Annotated in this window: 14 protein-coding genes and 1 pseudogene; 11 read left to right on the plus strand and 4 right to left on the minus strand. The window is 72.1% G+C overall.

Going from position 1 to position 15,055, the window contains the following annotated elements:
- The first annotated feature begins 2 nt into the window (after positions 1–2).
- From ACIDOCELLA78_RS000000105265 to ACIDOCELLA78_RS000000105295, 7 genes and pseudogenes are all read left to right on the plus strand, one after another.
- Positions 3–500: a hypothetical protein gene (locus tag ACIDOCELLA78_RS000000105265; RefSeq protein ID WP_201728694.1), complete on the plus strand. Its 498-nt coding sequence runs from the start codon at positions 3–5 to the stop codon at positions 498–500.
- Complete coding sequence (locus tag ACIDOCELLA78_RS000000105270; RefSeq protein ID WP_201728695.1) at positions 482–826, plus strand: hypothetical protein; 345 nt, start codon at positions 482–484, stop codon at positions 824–826. The genes ACIDOCELLA78_RS000000105265 and ACIDOCELLA78_RS000000105270 overlap by 19 nt, the downstream gene beginning before the upstream one ends.
- A 168-nt stretch (positions 827–994) precedes the next feature.
- Positions 995–2,581 carry an acetate--CoA ligase family protein gene (locus tag ACIDOCELLA78_RS000000105275; RefSeq protein ID WP_283770834.1) on the plus strand — a complete coding sequence of 529 codons (1,587 nt, stop codon included), beginning with the start codon at positions 995–997 and terminating at the stop codon, positions 2,579–2,581.
- A pseudogene (locus ACIDOCELLA78_RS000000105280) lies at positions 2,581–2,934 on the plus strand (acetate--CoA ligase family protein); the annotation flags it as partial. The gene ACIDOCELLA78_RS000000105275 and the pseudogene ACIDOCELLA78_RS000000105280, both read left to right, overlap by 1 nt.
- A gap of 33 nt (positions 2,935–2,967) precedes the next feature.
- Positions 2,968–3,552, plus strand: coding sequence for a GNAT family N-acetyltransferase (locus tag ACIDOCELLA78_RS000000105285; RefSeq protein WP_249675844.1), 585 nt, complete (start codon positions 2,968–2,970; stop codon positions 3,550–3,552).
- A gap of 46 nt (positions 3,553–3,598) precedes the next feature.
- Positions 3,599–4,135: a DMT family transporter gene (locus ACIDOCELLA78_RS000000105290; RefSeq protein WP_249675827.1), complete on the plus strand. Its 537-nt coding sequence runs from the start codon at positions 3,599–3,601 to the stop codon at positions 4,133–4,135.
- A complete protein-coding gene (locus ACIDOCELLA78_RS000000105295; protein ID WP_249675829.1) occupies positions 4,129–4,488 on the plus strand; it encodes an EamA family transporter in 360 nt (119 codons plus the stop codon). Before ACIDOCELLA78_RS000000105290 ends, ACIDOCELLA78_RS000000105295 begins: the two co-directional genes overlap by 7 nt.
- Before the next feature lie 66 nt (positions 4,489–4,554).
- Here ACIDOCELLA78_RS000000105295 and ACIDOCELLA78_RS000000105300 read toward each other — a convergent pair whose 3' ends face one another.
- The 4 genes from ACIDOCELLA78_RS000000105300 to ACIDOCELLA78_RS000000105315 form a co-directional block, all read right to left on the minus strand.
- A complete protein-coding gene (locus tag ACIDOCELLA78_RS000000105300) occupies positions 4,555–5,430 on the minus strand; it encodes a 3-hydroxybutyryl-CoA dehydrogenase (RefSeq protein ID WP_201728696.1) in 876 nt (291 codons plus the stop codon).
- 208 nt (positions 5,431–5,638) lie between these two features.
- Positions 5,639–6,574, minus strand: a complete 936-nt coding sequence (locus ACIDOCELLA78_RS000000105305) for an FAD-binding protein (RefSeq protein WP_201728697.1) — start codon at positions 6,572–6,574, stop codon at positions 5,639–5,641.
- A 2-nt stretch (positions 6,575–6,576) separates the two neighbouring features.
- A complete protein-coding gene (locus tag ACIDOCELLA78_RS000000105310; RefSeq protein ID WP_201728698.1) occupies positions 6,577–7,326 on the minus strand; it encodes an electron transfer flavoprotein subunit beta/FixA family protein in 750 nt (249 codons plus the stop codon).
- A 104-nt stretch (positions 7,327–7,430) separates the two neighbouring features.
- Positions 7,431–10,529: a DUF3971 domain-containing protein gene (locus ACIDOCELLA78_RS000000105315; protein ID WP_201728699.1), complete on the minus strand. Its 3,099-nt coding sequence runs from the start codon at positions 10,527–10,529 to the stop codon at positions 7,431–7,433.
- 17 nt (positions 10,530–10,546) lie between these two features.
- On the opposite strand from ACIDOCELLA78_RS000000105315, the gene ACIDOCELLA78_RS000000105320 reads away from it, so the two are divergent.
- The 4 genes from ACIDOCELLA78_RS000000105320 (at position 10,547) to ACIDOCELLA78_RS000000105335 (ending at position 15,042) form a co-directional block, all read left to right on the plus strand.
- The gene (locus ACIDOCELLA78_RS000000105320; protein ID WP_201728700.1) at positions 10,547–13,456 is read left to right on the plus strand and encodes a bifunctional [glutamine synthetase] adenylyltransferase/[glutamine synthetase]-adenylyl-L-tyrosine phosphorylase; all 2,910 of its coding nucleotides are present in this window, start codon (positions 10,547–10,549) and stop codon (positions 13,454–13,456) included.
- The gene (gene bcp, locus ACIDOCELLA78_RS000000105325; protein ID WP_201728701.1) at positions 13,453–13,926 is read left to right on the plus strand and encodes a thioredoxin-dependent thiol peroxidase; all 474 of its coding nucleotides are present in this window, start codon (positions 13,453–13,455) and stop codon (positions 13,924–13,926) included. The genes ACIDOCELLA78_RS000000105320 and bcp overlap by 4 nt, the downstream gene beginning before the upstream one ends.
- 94 nt (positions 13,927–14,020) lie before the next feature.
- Positions 14,021–14,497 (plus strand): disulfide bond formation protein B, encoded by a 477-nt coding sequence (locus tag ACIDOCELLA78_RS000000105330; protein ID WP_201728702.1) that lies wholly within the window; start codon positions 14,021–14,023, stop codon positions 14,495–14,497.
- Entirely contained in the window at positions 14,494–15,042 is a 549-nt protein-coding gene (locus tag ACIDOCELLA78_RS000000105335; protein ID WP_201728703.1) for a demethoxyubiquinone hydroxylase family protein, read from the plus strand. Before ACIDOCELLA78_RS000000105330 ends, ACIDOCELLA78_RS000000105335 begins: the two co-directional genes overlap by 4 nt.
- The last annotated feature ends 13 nt before the right edge of the window (positions 15,043–15,055 follow it).

Genomic DNA, 15,055 nt, shown 5'->3' on the forward strand with positions numbered 1-15,055 from the left:
ACATGGCCCCCGCCATTCCCCGCGCCGTCGCCGCCGACGGCACCGAGCTGCATCTCGTGCCGCTGCCGCCGACACGGCTGCCGCGCGTGCAGAAGCGCGATCTCGAACAGGCCTGGGAAGCGGCGCACCGCGCCGCCCGCGCCGGCGCCGAGGGGCCGCGCCGCGGCTTCCGCTTCGCCGGCGGCCCCGATGTCGTGCTGCGCGATCGCGACGCCAGGGTCTGGGCCTCCTCGGTCGACCGCATTGCCGATCTCTCGACGGCGCATGGCGTCTCCGTCTGCCTGCGGCTGCTCGGCCTCGTCGCCCTGCTCGCGCAGGGAGGGTGGGCGGCGCGTTTCGTACGGCTCGACCGCGGCGCCGCCGAGCTCGACGGCGCGCTGCTCGGCGCGGCCGCCCGCACCGGCTTGACCGACACGGGCGCTCTCGACGAGAACGCCCTGCGCGCGCAACTGCTGCCGTGCCACTCCGAGGAACAATCGCCATGCCGCGCCCGATCCTGACCCTGGCCTTGTTGAGCCTGCCACTCGCCGCCTGCACCTTCGGCGCGCCGCCGCCCGCCTCGCCGGCCGAGCGGGCCGATATCGCCGCCTGCACGCGGCAGGCGAACGCCTATGACCGGATGCACGACTACGCCTATCTCTCCCGCACCGACCAGTTCGCCACCCCGTTCCAGGGCACGCCCGATGCCGCGGCGCCCTATGATCGCCTGGCCCGCATCCACGCCCGCCGCGACATGATCGCAAGCTGCGTGCGCAACGCCAACCCGGCCTATGTCGGCAGCGGCGCCGCCCTGCCGGCGCCGAAAATCATCGGCCCGTCGAGCTGAGCGCCTCGCGCCATCCGATCGGCTGATCCGGCGCTGCCCGCAGGGGCGGTTTCATCGGGCGGCGGATCGGTCTAGTCTCCCGGCCGATCCCGAACGTCGCGCCGGCGCCGCGCGGGGTGCCTTGCGCGCGCCAGCCCTGTTTCCGGCCCCCGTGCCGAAGGAGACGCGATGAAGCCGCTGGGCTATTCCATCGTCAACCGCTTCGATCCCGAAGCCCTGTTCACGCCGAAATCCGTGCTGCTTTCGGGCGCGGAGACAGCGGTCGGCCAGGCCCTCGGCGACTCGCTCGTGGCGGGCGGCTTCCCCGGCCGCATCGTCCGGCCCGGCGAGGATGAGGCGGGTGTCGATCTCGCCCTGGTCGCCGATCCGCCGGAGGCGGTTCCCGGTGTCATCGCCGGCCTCGCCGGCCGCGTCCGCGGCGCGGCGGTGGTCTATGCCGCGGTCGAAGGGCTGCGCGAGATGGCGCTCGCCGCCCGCGTGCGGGTCATCGGCCCGCGCTCCTTCGGCATCGCGGCACCCGCCGCGCGGCTCAACGCGCTGCGCAGCCACATGCCGCCGCCGCCCGGCCGCGTTGCGCTGCTCGGCCAGTCTCCGGCGCTCGCCCGCGCGGTGATCGACTGGGCGGCGCCCAACGGCATCGGCTTCTCCCATGTCGTCGGCATCGGCGGCAATGCGGATATCGGCTTCGGCCGGGTGCTGGATCATCTCTCGCGCGACCCTGGAACCGGCCCGATCCTGATGGAAATCGCCGGGCTGCGCGATCCGCGGCTGTTCCTCTCGGCCGCCCGCGCGGCGGCGCGCCTGCGCCCGATCGTCGCCATCGTCCCCGGCGCGCGGCTGGGCGATCCCAGCGGCATCGCGCTCGCCGGGTTCGAGGCCGCGCTGCGCCGCGCCGGCGTCCTGCTCACCACCAGCCTCGGCGAATTTCTCGCCGCCGCCGAAACCCTTACCCGCGCCCGCCCCGCCCAGGGCGAGCGCCTCGCCATTCTCGGCAACAGCGAGGGCGCGTGCCGCCTTGCCGCCGATACGGCGCTCGCCGCCGGGATCGGGCTTGCCGTGCTGTCGGACGAAACCCGGCGGGTTCTCGGCCTGCTGCTCGGCGACATGCCGCCTGCCTCCGGCCCGATCGCCCTGCCGGACGCGCCCGGCACCCGCCTTGCCGATGTCGCCGCCATGCTCGCCGCCTCCCCCGAGGTGGGCGGCGTGCTGGTCATTCACGCCCCGTCCGGCCCGGCGGACGATGCCGCGATCGCCGGGCTGATCGCCTGTTCGGGCAGCATCAGGGCGCCGCTGCTGGCCGCCGTGCTCGGCGAGACCACCGCCGCCCCGCAGCGCCGCCGCCTGGCCGAAGCCGGGGTCGCCGCCTTCGCCACGCCGGAACGCGCGGTAGAGGGGTTTGGCGACCTCCTCCGTTACGCCGCCATCCGCGCCGCCGCCCGCGAACTGCCGCCCTCCGCCGTGCTCGATGTCGCCCCCGACCGCGCCGCCGTCCACGCCGCCCTGTCTCTCGCCCGCAATGGCGGCCGCATCGCCCTGCCGCAGGATGCCGGCTTCGCCATCCTGCGTGCCTACGGCATCGAGACCGCCGAAACCCGCATCGTCGATGCGGCGGAGGATGTGGCGGCGGCGGCCTCGTCGATCGGCTTTCCGGTGGTGGTGAAGGTGTCCCACCCCGATCTCGCGCAGCGCCGCCCGAGGGCAGCGTCTCGCTCGACCTGCCGGATGCCGCCTCCGCCAGCGCCGCCGCCGCCCTGATCACCGCCCGCCTGCGCCGCCGGGGTGATTTCCCCGAGGGCGCGCGCTTCCTCGTCCAGCGCCAGCTCCCCCGCGCGCGCGAACTGCGCATCCTGGTCGGCGAGCAGCCCTTCGTCGGTCCCACCATCGGCTTCGGCCCCGGCGGCGGCGATGCGGCGGACGCCTCGCGCCTCGCCTTCGATCTGCCGCCGCTCAACCTGAAGCTCGCCGAGGGGCTGATCCGCCGCGCCGGCGGCAACGCGCTGCTCCGCCCCGCCCGCGGCATCGACGAGGCGGATCGCGCCGCCGTCGCCGGCGCGCTGGTCCGCATCAGCCAGCTCGTGGTCGACTGGCCGGAAATCGAGCGCCTGGAGGTCGATCCGCTTTTCGCCACCGGCGCGGGGGTGGTGGCGGCCAATGTGCGGATCACCCTGCACGCGCCCGGCGAACGCCGCGCGAAACTGCCGATCACCCCCTATCCTGCCCATCTCGCCCACGCGCTGACGCTGAAGGGGAGGGGATTCCAGATCCGCCCGATCCGCCCGGAAGACGCCGCCGCCCATCAGCGCCTGTTCTCCCGCCTCACGCCCGAGGATGTCCGCTTCCGCTTCTTCTCCGCCGTCCGCCAGCTCACCCCCGAGCAGGTGGTCCGCCTCACCGAGGTCGACTACGGCCGTGAACTCGCCCTGATCGCGGTCGAATCCTCGACCGGCGAGACGGTCGGCGTCGCCCGCCTGGTCCGCTCCGATACCGACGGCACCGAGGGCGAGTTCGCCATCCTCGTCGAGAGCGGCGCGAAGGGCGTTGGCCTCGGCTCGGTCCTGATGGGCGACCTGATCGACTGGGCGCGCGACGAGGGCGTGGTCGACTTCGTCGGCCAGGTCCTGGCCGACAACCACCCGATGCTCGCCTTCATCCGCCATCTCGGCTTCTCGATCGCCCATATCCAGGGCGAGGAGGATGTCGTTGAAGCCAGGCTGCGCCTCGTCTGACCGGGCGGGCTTGCCGCGCGCGCGCCGATCGCGTTGATGATGGCGCATGAGCGATATCGCCCGCCCCTCATCGCCGGTTTCCGGCTTCCTGTCGCGTCCGAACGCCCCGGTCCTGGTCCTGCTGTCGGTGACCGTCATCTGGGGTTGGACGTTCCTGCTCACCCGCCTGTCGCTGCCCTATATCGGGCCTTACGCCTTTGTCGGCTGGCGCTTCGGCGTCGCGGCGCTCGCCGTCGTGCTGGTCACCCGCCCGCATCCGGCGAGCTTCACCCGGCGGGAGATCACCGGCGGCGTCACCATCGGTCTCGTCCTGTTCCTGGGCTATGGCCTGCAGGCGGACGGGCTGCGCACCGTGGCGAGCGGCGAGTCCGCGTTTCTCACCGCGCTCTACGTGCCGATGGTCCCGCTGCTCGAATTCCTGATCTTCCGCCGCCGCCCGGCCTGTTCGCGATTGCCGGCCTCGCGCTCGCCTTCGCCGGCCTCGTCCTCGTCTCCGGCGTCACGGGGCTCTCGCTCGCCTTCGACCGCGGCCAGTGGCTCACCCTCGCCGGCGCGCTGGGGGCGGCCTTCGAAATCGTGCTGATCGGCCACAGCGCGCTCACCGCCGATCCGCGCCGCATCGCCATCGTCCAGCTTGTCACCGTCAGCGTGATCTCCCTCGCCGTCGAGGCGGTGCGCGGCGGCATCATGCTCACCACCCACGCCTTTCCCTTCGCGGCGATGACCGGCATGGGCCTCGCCACCGCCTTCGTCCTGGTCGCGCAGAACTGGGCGCAGCGCAGCATTCCGGCCAACCGGGCCACGCTGATCTACACGCTGGAGCCGGTCTGGGCTGGGCTCGTCGGCGCCGCCTTCGGCGAGATCTTCGCCCCGGCCCAGGTGCTCGGCGGCGCGCTGATCATCGCCAGCGTCGTGCTCAGCCAGTGGAAATCCTGAAGCAGCGCCTCTGAAGCGCAAAAACCCGGCGCCGCGCGGCGCCGGGTTTTCCGTGACGATTCCGCTTCAGCGCGTCGGCGTCGGCGGGTTGGTCGAATAATCGTAGAAGCCGCGCCCGGTCTTGCGGCCGAGCCAGCCGGCCTCGACATAGTTCACCAAGAGCGGGCAGGGGCGATACTTGTCCTCGCCGAGCCCGGCATGCAGCACGCGCATCACCTCCAGCGCGACATCGAGCCCGACCAGGTCGCACAGCGTCAGCGGCCCCATCGGGTGCCCGGCGCCGAGCTTCATGCCGTTGTCGATCGACACCACGTCGCCGATCCCCTCATGCAGCGCGAACACGGCCTCGTTGAGCATCGGCACCAGGATGCGGTTGACGATGAAGCCCGGCATGTCCTGTGCGCCGATGGTGATCTTGCCCATCCGCTTCGCCAGATCCTCGACGGCGGCAACCGTCGCATCCGCCGTCTCCAGCCCGCGTATCACCTCGACGAGCTTCATCATCGGCACCGGGTTGAAGAAATGCATGCCGACGAACCGCTCCGCGATTCCCGAGGCGCGCCCGAGCCTGGTGATCGAGATCGACGAGGTGTTCGAGGCGAGGATCGCGTGCGGCGCGAGATGCGGGATCACCTGCGCATAGACCGCGCGCTTGATCTCCTCGCGCTCCGGCACCGCCTCGATCACCATGTCGCATTTGGCAAAGGCGTCATGCGTGGTCATGGGCGAGACGCGGGCGAGCGCGGCGGCCTCCGCGGCGGCATCGATCGTGCCCTTCTGCACCTGGCGTTCCAGGTTCTTGCGCATGGTCGCCATGCTCTTGTCCAGAACCGCCTGCGCGGTGTCGACGAGCACGACATCGAGCCCGGAAAGGGCGGCGACATGCGCGATGCCGTTGCCCATCGCGCCCGCGCCGAGCACGCCGAGTGTCTTGATCTCCATCTGCATTTCCTTCCGATCGAAATAGAGGCCGGGCTAGCCGCTAGTGTCCTGAATCTGAAATCCGATGGATTTCAGATTGAAAGTGGACACTAGGAAAATCAATCATGATGTTGATAAATAAAGCCTCTTTATCCGATCAGATGACTCCATCTGATCGGATGATGCTCCATGGCCGCCCGGCGCCTTGATGTCGTTCAAACCCGCGCGTTCAGCCGAGTTCCTTCTGCAACTCCGGCAGCACGGTGAACAGGTCGCCCACCAGGCCGTAATCGGCGACCTGGAAGATCGGCGCGTCCTCGTCCTTGTTGATCGCGACGATCACCTTGGAATCCTTCATCCCCGCGAGATGCTGGATCGCGCCGGAAATGCCGACCGCCATATAGAGATCCGGCGCGACGATCTTGCCGGTCTGCCCCACCTGGTAATCGTTCGGCACGAACCCGGCATCGACCGCCGCGCGCGAGGCGCCGACCGCAGCACCCAGCCGGTCGGCGACCGGATCGAGCAGCTTGCCGAAATTCTCGCCGTTCTGCATGCCGCGCCCGCCGGAAATCACGATCCGCGCCGCCGTCAGCTCCGGCCGCTCGCTCTTGGAAAGCTCGGCGCCGACGAAGCTCGAACCGCCGGCATCCACCCCGGCCTCGATCGTCTCGATCGCCGCCGTCCCGCCTTCGGCCGGGGCCGGATCGAAACTCGCCGCCCGCACGGTGATCAGCTTCCTGGCGTCGGCGGATTTCACCGTCGCCATCGCGTTGCCGGCATAGATCGGGCGGACGAAAGTATCGGCATCCACCACACCGGCGATGTCGCTGATCGGCTGCACGTCGAGCAGGGCGGCGGCGCGCGGCATCACGTTCTTGCCGGTCGCGGTCGAGGCGGCGAGAACATGCGTGTAATTGCCGGCAAGCTTGACGATCAGCTCGGCCAGCGGCTCGGCCAGCGCGTGCGCCAGCGCCGGGCTGTCGGCGACAAGCACCTTGTCCACCCCGGCGATCGCCGCCGCTTCCGCAGCCGCGCCACCCACGCCGTCGCCGGCGACCAGCGCATGCACCGTGCCGAGCTTCGCCGCCGCCGCAACCGCGCTGCGCGCCGGCTGCTTCACATGCGCGCCATCGTGCTCGATGAGAACCAGAACCTCAGCCATGATCAGATCACCTTCGCTTCGTTGCGCAGTTTCTCGACGAGTTCGGCCACCGAGCCGACCTTCACCCCGGCCTTGCGCTGCGGCGGCTCGGCCACGTTCAGCGTGGTCAGCCGCGGTGCCGGGTCGACGCCGAGATCCTCCGGCTTCACCGTCTCGATCGGCTTCTTGCGCGCCTTCATGATGTTCGGCAGCGAGGCGTAGCGCGGCTCGTTGAGCCGCAGATCCGCCGTGACCACCGCCGGCAGCTTGAGCGCGACCGTCTCCAGCCCGCCATCCACCTCGCGCGTCACCGTCACCGTGCCATCGGCGATCGCCACCTTGCTCGCGAAGGTGCCCTGCGGCCAGCCGAGCAGGGCGGCGAGCATCTGCCCGGTGGCGTTCATGTCGTCATCAATCGCCTGCTTGCCCATGATCACGAGATCAGTCTGTTCGCGCGCGGCCAGCGCCTTGAGCATCTTCGCCACCGCGAGCGGCTGCAACTCGGCGTCGGTCTCGACCAGGATGCCGCGGTCGGCTCCCATCGCCAGCGCCGTGCGGATCGTCTCCTGGCAGGCCGTCACGCCCATCGACACCGCGACAATTTCGCTGGCGATGCCCTTTTCCTTGAGCCGCACCGCTTCCTCGACCGCGATCTCGTCGAACGGGTTCATCGACATCTTCACGCCCGCGAGTTCGACCCCGCTGCCATCCGATTTCACCCGGACCTTCACATTGTAATCAACCACACGCTTCACAGGCACCAGCAGCTTCATGGTCACTCCACAGGTTTGGCGTTTCGCGTCGCTGTCCTCTGTTGGATGATCTATGGGGCGCCGTTCGGCAAGTCAATCTTTGCGGATGCTTCCTGCCGTTTGCGTCAAGGCTTTGATTTCGGCTCGGGCGGCCCGATGCCGAACAGGTCGCGAATGAATCCCGGCGCCAGCGCCGAGACCGGGTTGACCATCACCCGTGGCGATCCGAACGGCCCGTCCACGGTGTAGCGCGCGGCGAACAGCCCGCCACCCTTCTCCGGGCTGAACAGCCGGCCGATCAGCGGAATCCGGCCGGGCAGGGTGTTCAGCGCATAGGCGGGCACGATCGTGCCTGAGAGGTCGTAGCGCTTCTGCCCGAGATCGATCCGGCCCGTGGCGGTGAACCCGAGCGAGGGCGACCATGCCCGCGCCCCGCCGAGCGACACCACCTGGCCTTTCATCGTGAACGGCGCGACCAGCCTCGTGAACGCAAGGCCGGGGCCGGACGTCGCCGCCGGCATGCCGTAAATGGTCAGCGCCTGCAGCACCTTCGCGATCACCGGCGCCTCGGTCAGCCGGAAATCGCCAATGCCGAGGCGCCCTTTCGTCAGCCCGTTTTGCCGCGTCGCGTCCAGCGTCAGCGTGCCGCGTCTCACCCCGCCGGTCACGCCCGCCGCCGCGAGCAGCGCGCCGGCATCCGGCGCGTCGAGGCGGATTCGCGTCATCCCGCCGGTGCTGCGGTAATTCAGCCGCGCGGACTTGCGCGGCGCCTGCGCCAGTGTCGCCTCCAACCCGGCGAGGCGGGCGCCGGCTCCCGTCGCGGTGATCTCCATCGCCCCCGCCAGCGGCGCCGGTGCGGCATGCAGGCGCAGATGGGCGAACCGCGCGCGCAGCTGCCAGGCCGGGCCGGGCGATGCGGGGCGCGGTGCGGGGCGCGGCGCGGGGTTGGTGGGTGCTGCGCTGGTGCCCGCCTGCGCGCGGGCGCGGGCGACCAGCCCGGCGAGATCGAGCGTTCCGCCGGCCAGCGAAACCCGCCACGGGCGGCCCGGCGCTGCCGGCGGCGTCAGCGTGCCGCTGCCCCGCAACGCGCCGAGCCGCGCCGCCTCGATGCTCAGATCACCGGCCTGCCGCACCCCGTCGAACAGCAGGCCCGGCGCCTCCAGATGCGCCGATTCCAGCCCGCCGAACGCGCCGCCGCCAAGCCCGATCCGCAGCGTTGCCCGGCCGGGCTGCCCTGCCGCCTTGCGCCAGCCAAAGACCGGCGCGGCGAGCGTCGTGCCGGTCAGGTCGGCGCCGATATCCAGCTCGCCGCCGCCCGCCCGGTCGCGATAGGTCACGGTGAGCGGTGCCGCCCCCGCCCGCCACGCCGCAACCGGCATGCCGAGCCGCGCCAGCGCCTTCCGCGTCGGGTCCGCCTGCGCGACCAGCGTGAGCGGCCCGCCCGGCAGCGCCATGGAAGCGGTGAAGCGCGTCGCGGTCGCCGCGACGCTTCCGCTGCCATGCAGCGCCAGATGGTGCGGATCGACCTCCAGCGCCGCGCTGCCGTCCTCGAGCGCGAGCCCGGCGAAGGGCAGCGGCAGATGCAGCGCCGCCAGCCCCGCCGTTGCCCTGATCGTGATATCGGCCAGGGCCAGCCGGCGGATCAGCGGCACCTTCGCCTCGATCCGCGCCGACACCCGCCCGCTCGCCTTGTCCAGCCGCAACCTGCCCGCCGCCAGCCTGAGCGGCGGGGCGCGCAGCAGCGCCAGCGCATCGGCGAGCCCGCCGGCCGCACGGGCGTCGATGATCGCCGTCTGGTCGTGCCGGCTGAGCGTGGTGATCCGCATGTGCCCGCGCAGCGCGAGATCGCCGAGCCGGCCCGCCGTCGCGTCGATGTCGAGCGCGTCATCCGCGGTGAAGTGCAGCGTTCCGGCCAGCCCCGTCATCGGCGGCGCGCCGGGGAACCAGTCGAGCCGCACATTGCGCGCGGCGAAGCTGCCGGTTGCCGCCCCCGGTGCGAGCGCGCCGGTCGCGAGATCGAACATGGCGTGGAACCGCCCATCCCGCGCCACCCCGGCGGTGATGTGCCGGGTGACGTAGCGCCGCGCATCCGCCAGCACGCCCTGCGGCCAGTCGCGCGGCAGGTCGGTGGCATCGAGGCGGTCGATCGCCGCGTCGAGCGTGGCGGGCAGGGCGCCGCGCAGCGCGATGCGGCCGTGCAGCCGCACCACCGGCCCCGCCGCGCCGCCCGCCCCGGCAAGACCGATCCGCGCGCCGCGCAGATTCACCTCGTCCCGCGTCGCTACCGCGTGGGCCTGCAGGCCGGTGAGCGGCACCTGCCCGGTTCCCGCGGCGATGCTCCCGCCGCCAGCGCTCACGCCGAGATCGAGTTCCGGCGTGCCGAACCGCCCCACCGGCCACGAGGCCGCGACCATCACCGGCAGATCGACCGCCGCGAACGGGCTGCCGGGCAGGATCAGCCGCGCCGGATCGAACGGCCCGAGCAGCGCCGTCACCCGCCCCGCGCCGGCCTCGCCGACGATCGTGAGAACCAGCGGGATCGTCTCGCCGCCATGGCGGAAATCGGCGCGCGCGGTGCCGCTCATCCGCCCGTCCTTTCGGCGGGTGAAGACCAGCGCGCCATCGTTCGCCGCAAGCCCGGGCAACGCGCCCGCCGCCTCGATGGCGACATGCGCGCCGGTGATGCGGATGCGCCGCAGATCGGCGAGATCGAGCCGGCCGGTCCGCGGCGATTGCGAAATGAGGGTCAGCAGCGCCCCGATCGCGACCGGCGGCGTCGCCAGCCCGCTCGCCGGCTGCAAGGCGGGGCGGAACACGATGGCGGGTTGATGGGCGACGATGCTGACCGGCGCGATCGCGCCGCGAATGAGCGCGGCCAGGCCGAGCCGCACCCGCAGCGTCGAGATTCGCGCCGTCACCGCCCCCGAGCGGTTGCGGATGACAATGTCGGCCAGGCGCAGGTCGATCGGCGCGCCGCCGCGCCGGAACCCTTCCCAGGCCAGCCCGGCGCGCCCCACCGTGACGGTCAGTCCCGGCTCGGCGGCGCTCACCGCCGCCCCGATCCGGGCGGCGAGCGGCGGCAGGTCCACCGGCCCCTGGCCGAGCCGCCAGGCCGCGACCCCCAGCAGCAACAGCACAACCAGCACCAGCGTGCCCGCCAGCCGCGCGCCGTGATGGCCGACATGCCCGGCGACCCGCCCGGCTTGACGCAGCCGCCGCCTCATCGAACACTCCCGGCCGCATGAACGAGTTCCTGCCGCCGGCCCCCGGATTTCCGCCGCCCGCCGATACGCGCGCCGCCGCGTCGTTCGCGGCGGACTTCGCCGCGATCGGCCCCGCCGCGCGACATTTCGCCGATGCGGCACCCGGCCGCGCCCTGCTCGACTGTCTCGGCGGCAACGCCCCGCATCTCGCCCATCTCGCCCTGCGCGAACCCGACATCCCGCCGCGCGTGCTCGCCGAGGGCGCCGGCGCCGTGATGGCCGAGGCGCTGGCCCTGCTGCGCGATGCCGACCCGCTCGCCACCCGCGCCGCGATCGGCCGTGCCCTGCGCGAGGCCAAGCGGCGTGCCGCGCTGGCCATCGCGCTGGCCGATCTCTCCGGCGCCTGGAGCGTCGAGCAGGTGACCGCCGCGCTGTCCGACCTTGCCGATGCCAGTATCGGCCTCGCGCTGCGCCATCTGCTGCGCCACCTGCACGCGCGCGGCACCATCAGCCTGCCCGATCCGGCCGATCCCGAACGGGCGAGCCGCTTCGCCGTGCTCGGCATGGGCAAGCTCGGCGCGCGCGAGTTGAACTATTCGAGCGATATCGACCTCGTGCTGCTGTTCGATCCTTCATCTTCCGTTTACCGGGACGATTCGCAATCCGCCATGGCGCGTCTCGCGCGCGATCTCGTCCCGCTGCTCACCGAGCGCGATGCGGATGGCATGGTCTTCCGCGTCGATCTGCGCCTGCGCCCCGATCCCGCCGCCACCCCGCCGGTCATAAGCCTCGCCGCCGCCCTCAGCTACTATGAAAGCCAGGGCCGCACGTGGGAGCGCGCCGCGTTTTCCAAGGCCCGGCCGGTCGCCGGCGACCGCGCGTTCGGCGCGTCCTTCCTCGAGCAGATCCGCCCCTTCATCTGGCGCCGCAATCTCGATTTCGCCGCGGTCGCCGAAATCCATGAGATGAAGCGGCGGATCGACCAGCGCCGCCGCGACGCCCCGGGCCGCATCGCCGGGCGCGACGTCAAGCTCGGCCGCGGCGGCATTCGCGAAATCGAGTTCATCGTGCAGACGCTGGAACTGGTCTGGGGCGGGCACGAGCCGGCGCTGCGCATCCCGGCCACGCTGCCGGCCCTGCGCGCGCTCGCCGCCGCTGGCCACCTGCCGCGCGCCGCCGCGCGCGACCTCGCCGCCGCCTATCGCGCGCTCCGCCAGATCGAGCACCGGCTGCAAATGGTCGAGGATCGCCAGACCCACACCCTGCCCGAGACCGAGGCCGGCCTCGCCCGCTTCGCCACCTTCATGAACATGCCGGACGCCGCGCGCTTCGCAGCTTGGCTCGATGCGCTCTGCGAGACGGTGAACGCCCTCTTCGCCGATTTCTTCGACGCCGATCCGGGCCGCGACGAGGATGGCGCGCCCGATCCCGGCGAGTCCGGCGCCGCCCCCGCCGCCTTCGCCGCGCAGGCGCGGACGCTCGGCTTCGCCGATCCGCAACATCTCGCGGTCAGGCTCCGGCTCTGGCGCAACGGCACGCTGCCGGCGCTGCGCACCGCGCGCGCCCGCGAACTGCTCGATTCCATCCTGCCGGCGCTGCTGCGCGCCCTCGGCGGCCAGCCCGATCCCGATCTCGCCTTCCGCCGGTTCGACCGGATGCTGGAACGCCAGAGCGCCGGCGTCAGCCTGCTCTCGCTGTTCCAGCACAACCCCGCGCTGCTCGACCGGCTGGCGACCGTTCTCGGCGCCGCGCCGCCGCTCGCCGATCATCTCGCCACCCATCCCGGCGCGCTCGATGCGCTGCTCGCCCCGGTCGCCCGCTTCACCCGTCCCGGCCCCGCGCTGCGCCGCCTGCTGCGCGACGCCGCCGATCTCGAAACCGCGCTCGACACGCTGCGCCGCTTCGTCCGGCGCGAGGAATTCCACCTCGCGGTCGCGACACTGGAACGCCGGATCGACGCCGATCAGGCCTCGACCTGGCGGACCGATCTCGCCGATGCCGCGCTCGCCGCCCTGCTGCCCCGGGTGATGGCCGATTTCGCCGCCCGCCACGGCCGGGTGCGGGGCGGGCGCTTCGCCATCGTCGCGCTCGGGCGGGTCGGCGCGCGCGAGATGCAGCCCGGCTCCGATCTCGACCTGATGCTGATCTACGACCACCCGCCCGAAGCCGCCGCCGCCCGCCTGCCGCCGAGCCAGTATTTCTCGCGCCTCGCGCACGCGCTGGTCGCCGCCATCACCGCTCCCGGCGCCGAGGGGGCGATCTACGCGGTCGACATGCGGCTCCGCCCGTCCGGCAACAAGGGGCCGGTCGCCGTCTCGCGCGCCGCCTTCCGCCGCTACCACGCCGAGGAAGCCTGGACCTGGGAACGCCTGGCGCTGACCCGCGCGCGTGTGCTCGCCGCCACCCGCGGTTTCGCGCCGGTGGTCGATGCCGAAATCCGCGCCGCCCTCGCGCGCGATGTCCCGCCCGCGACCACCCGCGCGGATACGGTGGCGATGCGCGCCCGCCTCGCGCGCGACGCCCCGCCCGCCGGCTCGTTCGACCTCAAGCACCGCGCCGGCGGCATGATGGAGCTCGGCTTCATCGCCGAGGCGCTGCAACTCGTCCATTTCCGCGGCCAGCCCGCGCGGTTCCGCCAGCGCACCGCCGAGGCGCTCGCGGCCCTCGAAGCCTGCGGCGCGCTCGCCCCCGACGAGGCCGGCGCGCTCGCCGCGGCCGATCGCTGGTATCGCGCCGTGCAGGCCATGCGCCGCATCACCGGCCTCGCCGATCCCCGCTCCGAATCTCCGAAATCAGCCCTGGCCCCCATTCTCGCCGCCGCCGGCGCGCTTGATTTCGACGGGATCATCGCCACGATGGAGGCGCAGGCCGCCGTCGTCCGCACGTCCTTCGTGCGCCATCTCGGCGATCCGCGCGGCATCACCAATCCACGAGGAGACACAGCATGAGCGTTGCCGAAGGCGACCACGCGCCGGATTTCACCCTGCCCGCGACCGGCGGGCGCACCGTTTCGCTGGCCGGCTACAAGGGCCGGCCCTTCATTCTCTATTTCTACCCGAAGGCCGACACGCCCGGCTGCACCAAGGAAGCCTGCGCCTTCCAGGAGGCGCTGCCGGCACTCGGCGGCATCGGCATCGACGTGATCGGCGTCTCCAAGGACAAGATGCCGGCGCTGGAGAAATTCGCCGCCAAATACGATCTCGCCTTCCCGCTGGCCTCCGACGAAGCCGGCGCCGTGGTCGAGGCCTTCGGCGCCTGGGTCGAGAAGTCGATGTATGGCCGCAAATACATGGGCATCGACCGCTCGACCTTCCTGGTCGGCGCCGATGGCCGCATCGCGAAGGCCTGGCGCGGCGTGAAAGTGCCCGGTCATGCGAAGGCGGTGATGGAGGCCGCCGCCGCCCTGCCAAAGGCATGAACCGCCCGGCGGGGGCACCGGCGCCACTGATCGTGATGCCCGGCCTGCGCCCCGCCGGATTGCGCGCCGCCAGCCCCTCCGGCATATCCGCAGCATGACATCGCACCGGCGTTATGGCCTGTTTCTCGCCCTTGCCGCCTTCGCCGCCCTCGGCACCGCCTATTTCGCCCAGGACGTGCTGCGGATGATCCCGTGCCCGCTCTGCTATATCGAGCGCTGGCCCTGGCGCATCGCCGCCGCCCTCGGGATCCTCGCGGCGATCCTGCCGCGCCTGCCGGCCCGGGTGCTGATCGGCCTCGCCGCCCTCGCGCTCTTCGTCAACGTGGCGATCGCCTTCGTCCATGTCGGCGCCGAGCAGCACTGGTGGAAGAGCCCGCTGCCGGAATGCAACGCGCCGCCGCCGTCCTTCGGCGCCAACCTGCCGCTCCGCCCCTCCGCCTCGTGCGACGCGCCGGTGTTTCTCATCCCCTTCCTGCCGGTGTCCTTCGCGACGATGGACCTGATCTGGTCGCTGGTGGTGGCGCTGGCGGCAAGCGCGCATATCTTCCGTGAGAAACGGAGCAACGCATGAGCACAGACATCGACTATCTCCCCGGCGATCGTCCGCCGCGCGCGGAAATCGCCCGCATGATCCGGGTCGACCATGCCGGCGAGTTCGGCGCCAAGCAGATCTATGCCGGCCAGCTCGCCGTGCTCGGCCGCGGCCGCCATGGCGACACGCTGCGCCACATGAAGGCGCAGGAGCAGGTCCATCTCGACACGTTCTCCCGCCTGGTCGGCGAGCGCCGGGTGCGCCCGACCGCGCTGCTGCCGCTCTGGCGCATCGCCGGCTTCGCCCTCGGCGCCGCCACCGCGGCGATGGGCCCGCGCGCCGCGATGGCCTGCACCGTCGCCGTCGAGGAAACCATCGACGCGCATTACGCCGCCCAGCGCGACCGCCTGGGCGATGCCGAGCCCGAACTTTCCGCGACGATCGAGACCTTCCGCCAGGAAGAGCTGGAACACCGCGACATCGGCCTCGCCAACGAGGCGGAGCAGGCGCCGTTCTATCGCCTGCTCTCGGGGGCGATCCGCGCCGGCTGCCGCGCCGCGATCGCGATCAGCGAACGGGTCTGATCCGCAGCGTGGC

The organism is Acidocella sp. C78 (assembly GCF_907164655.1).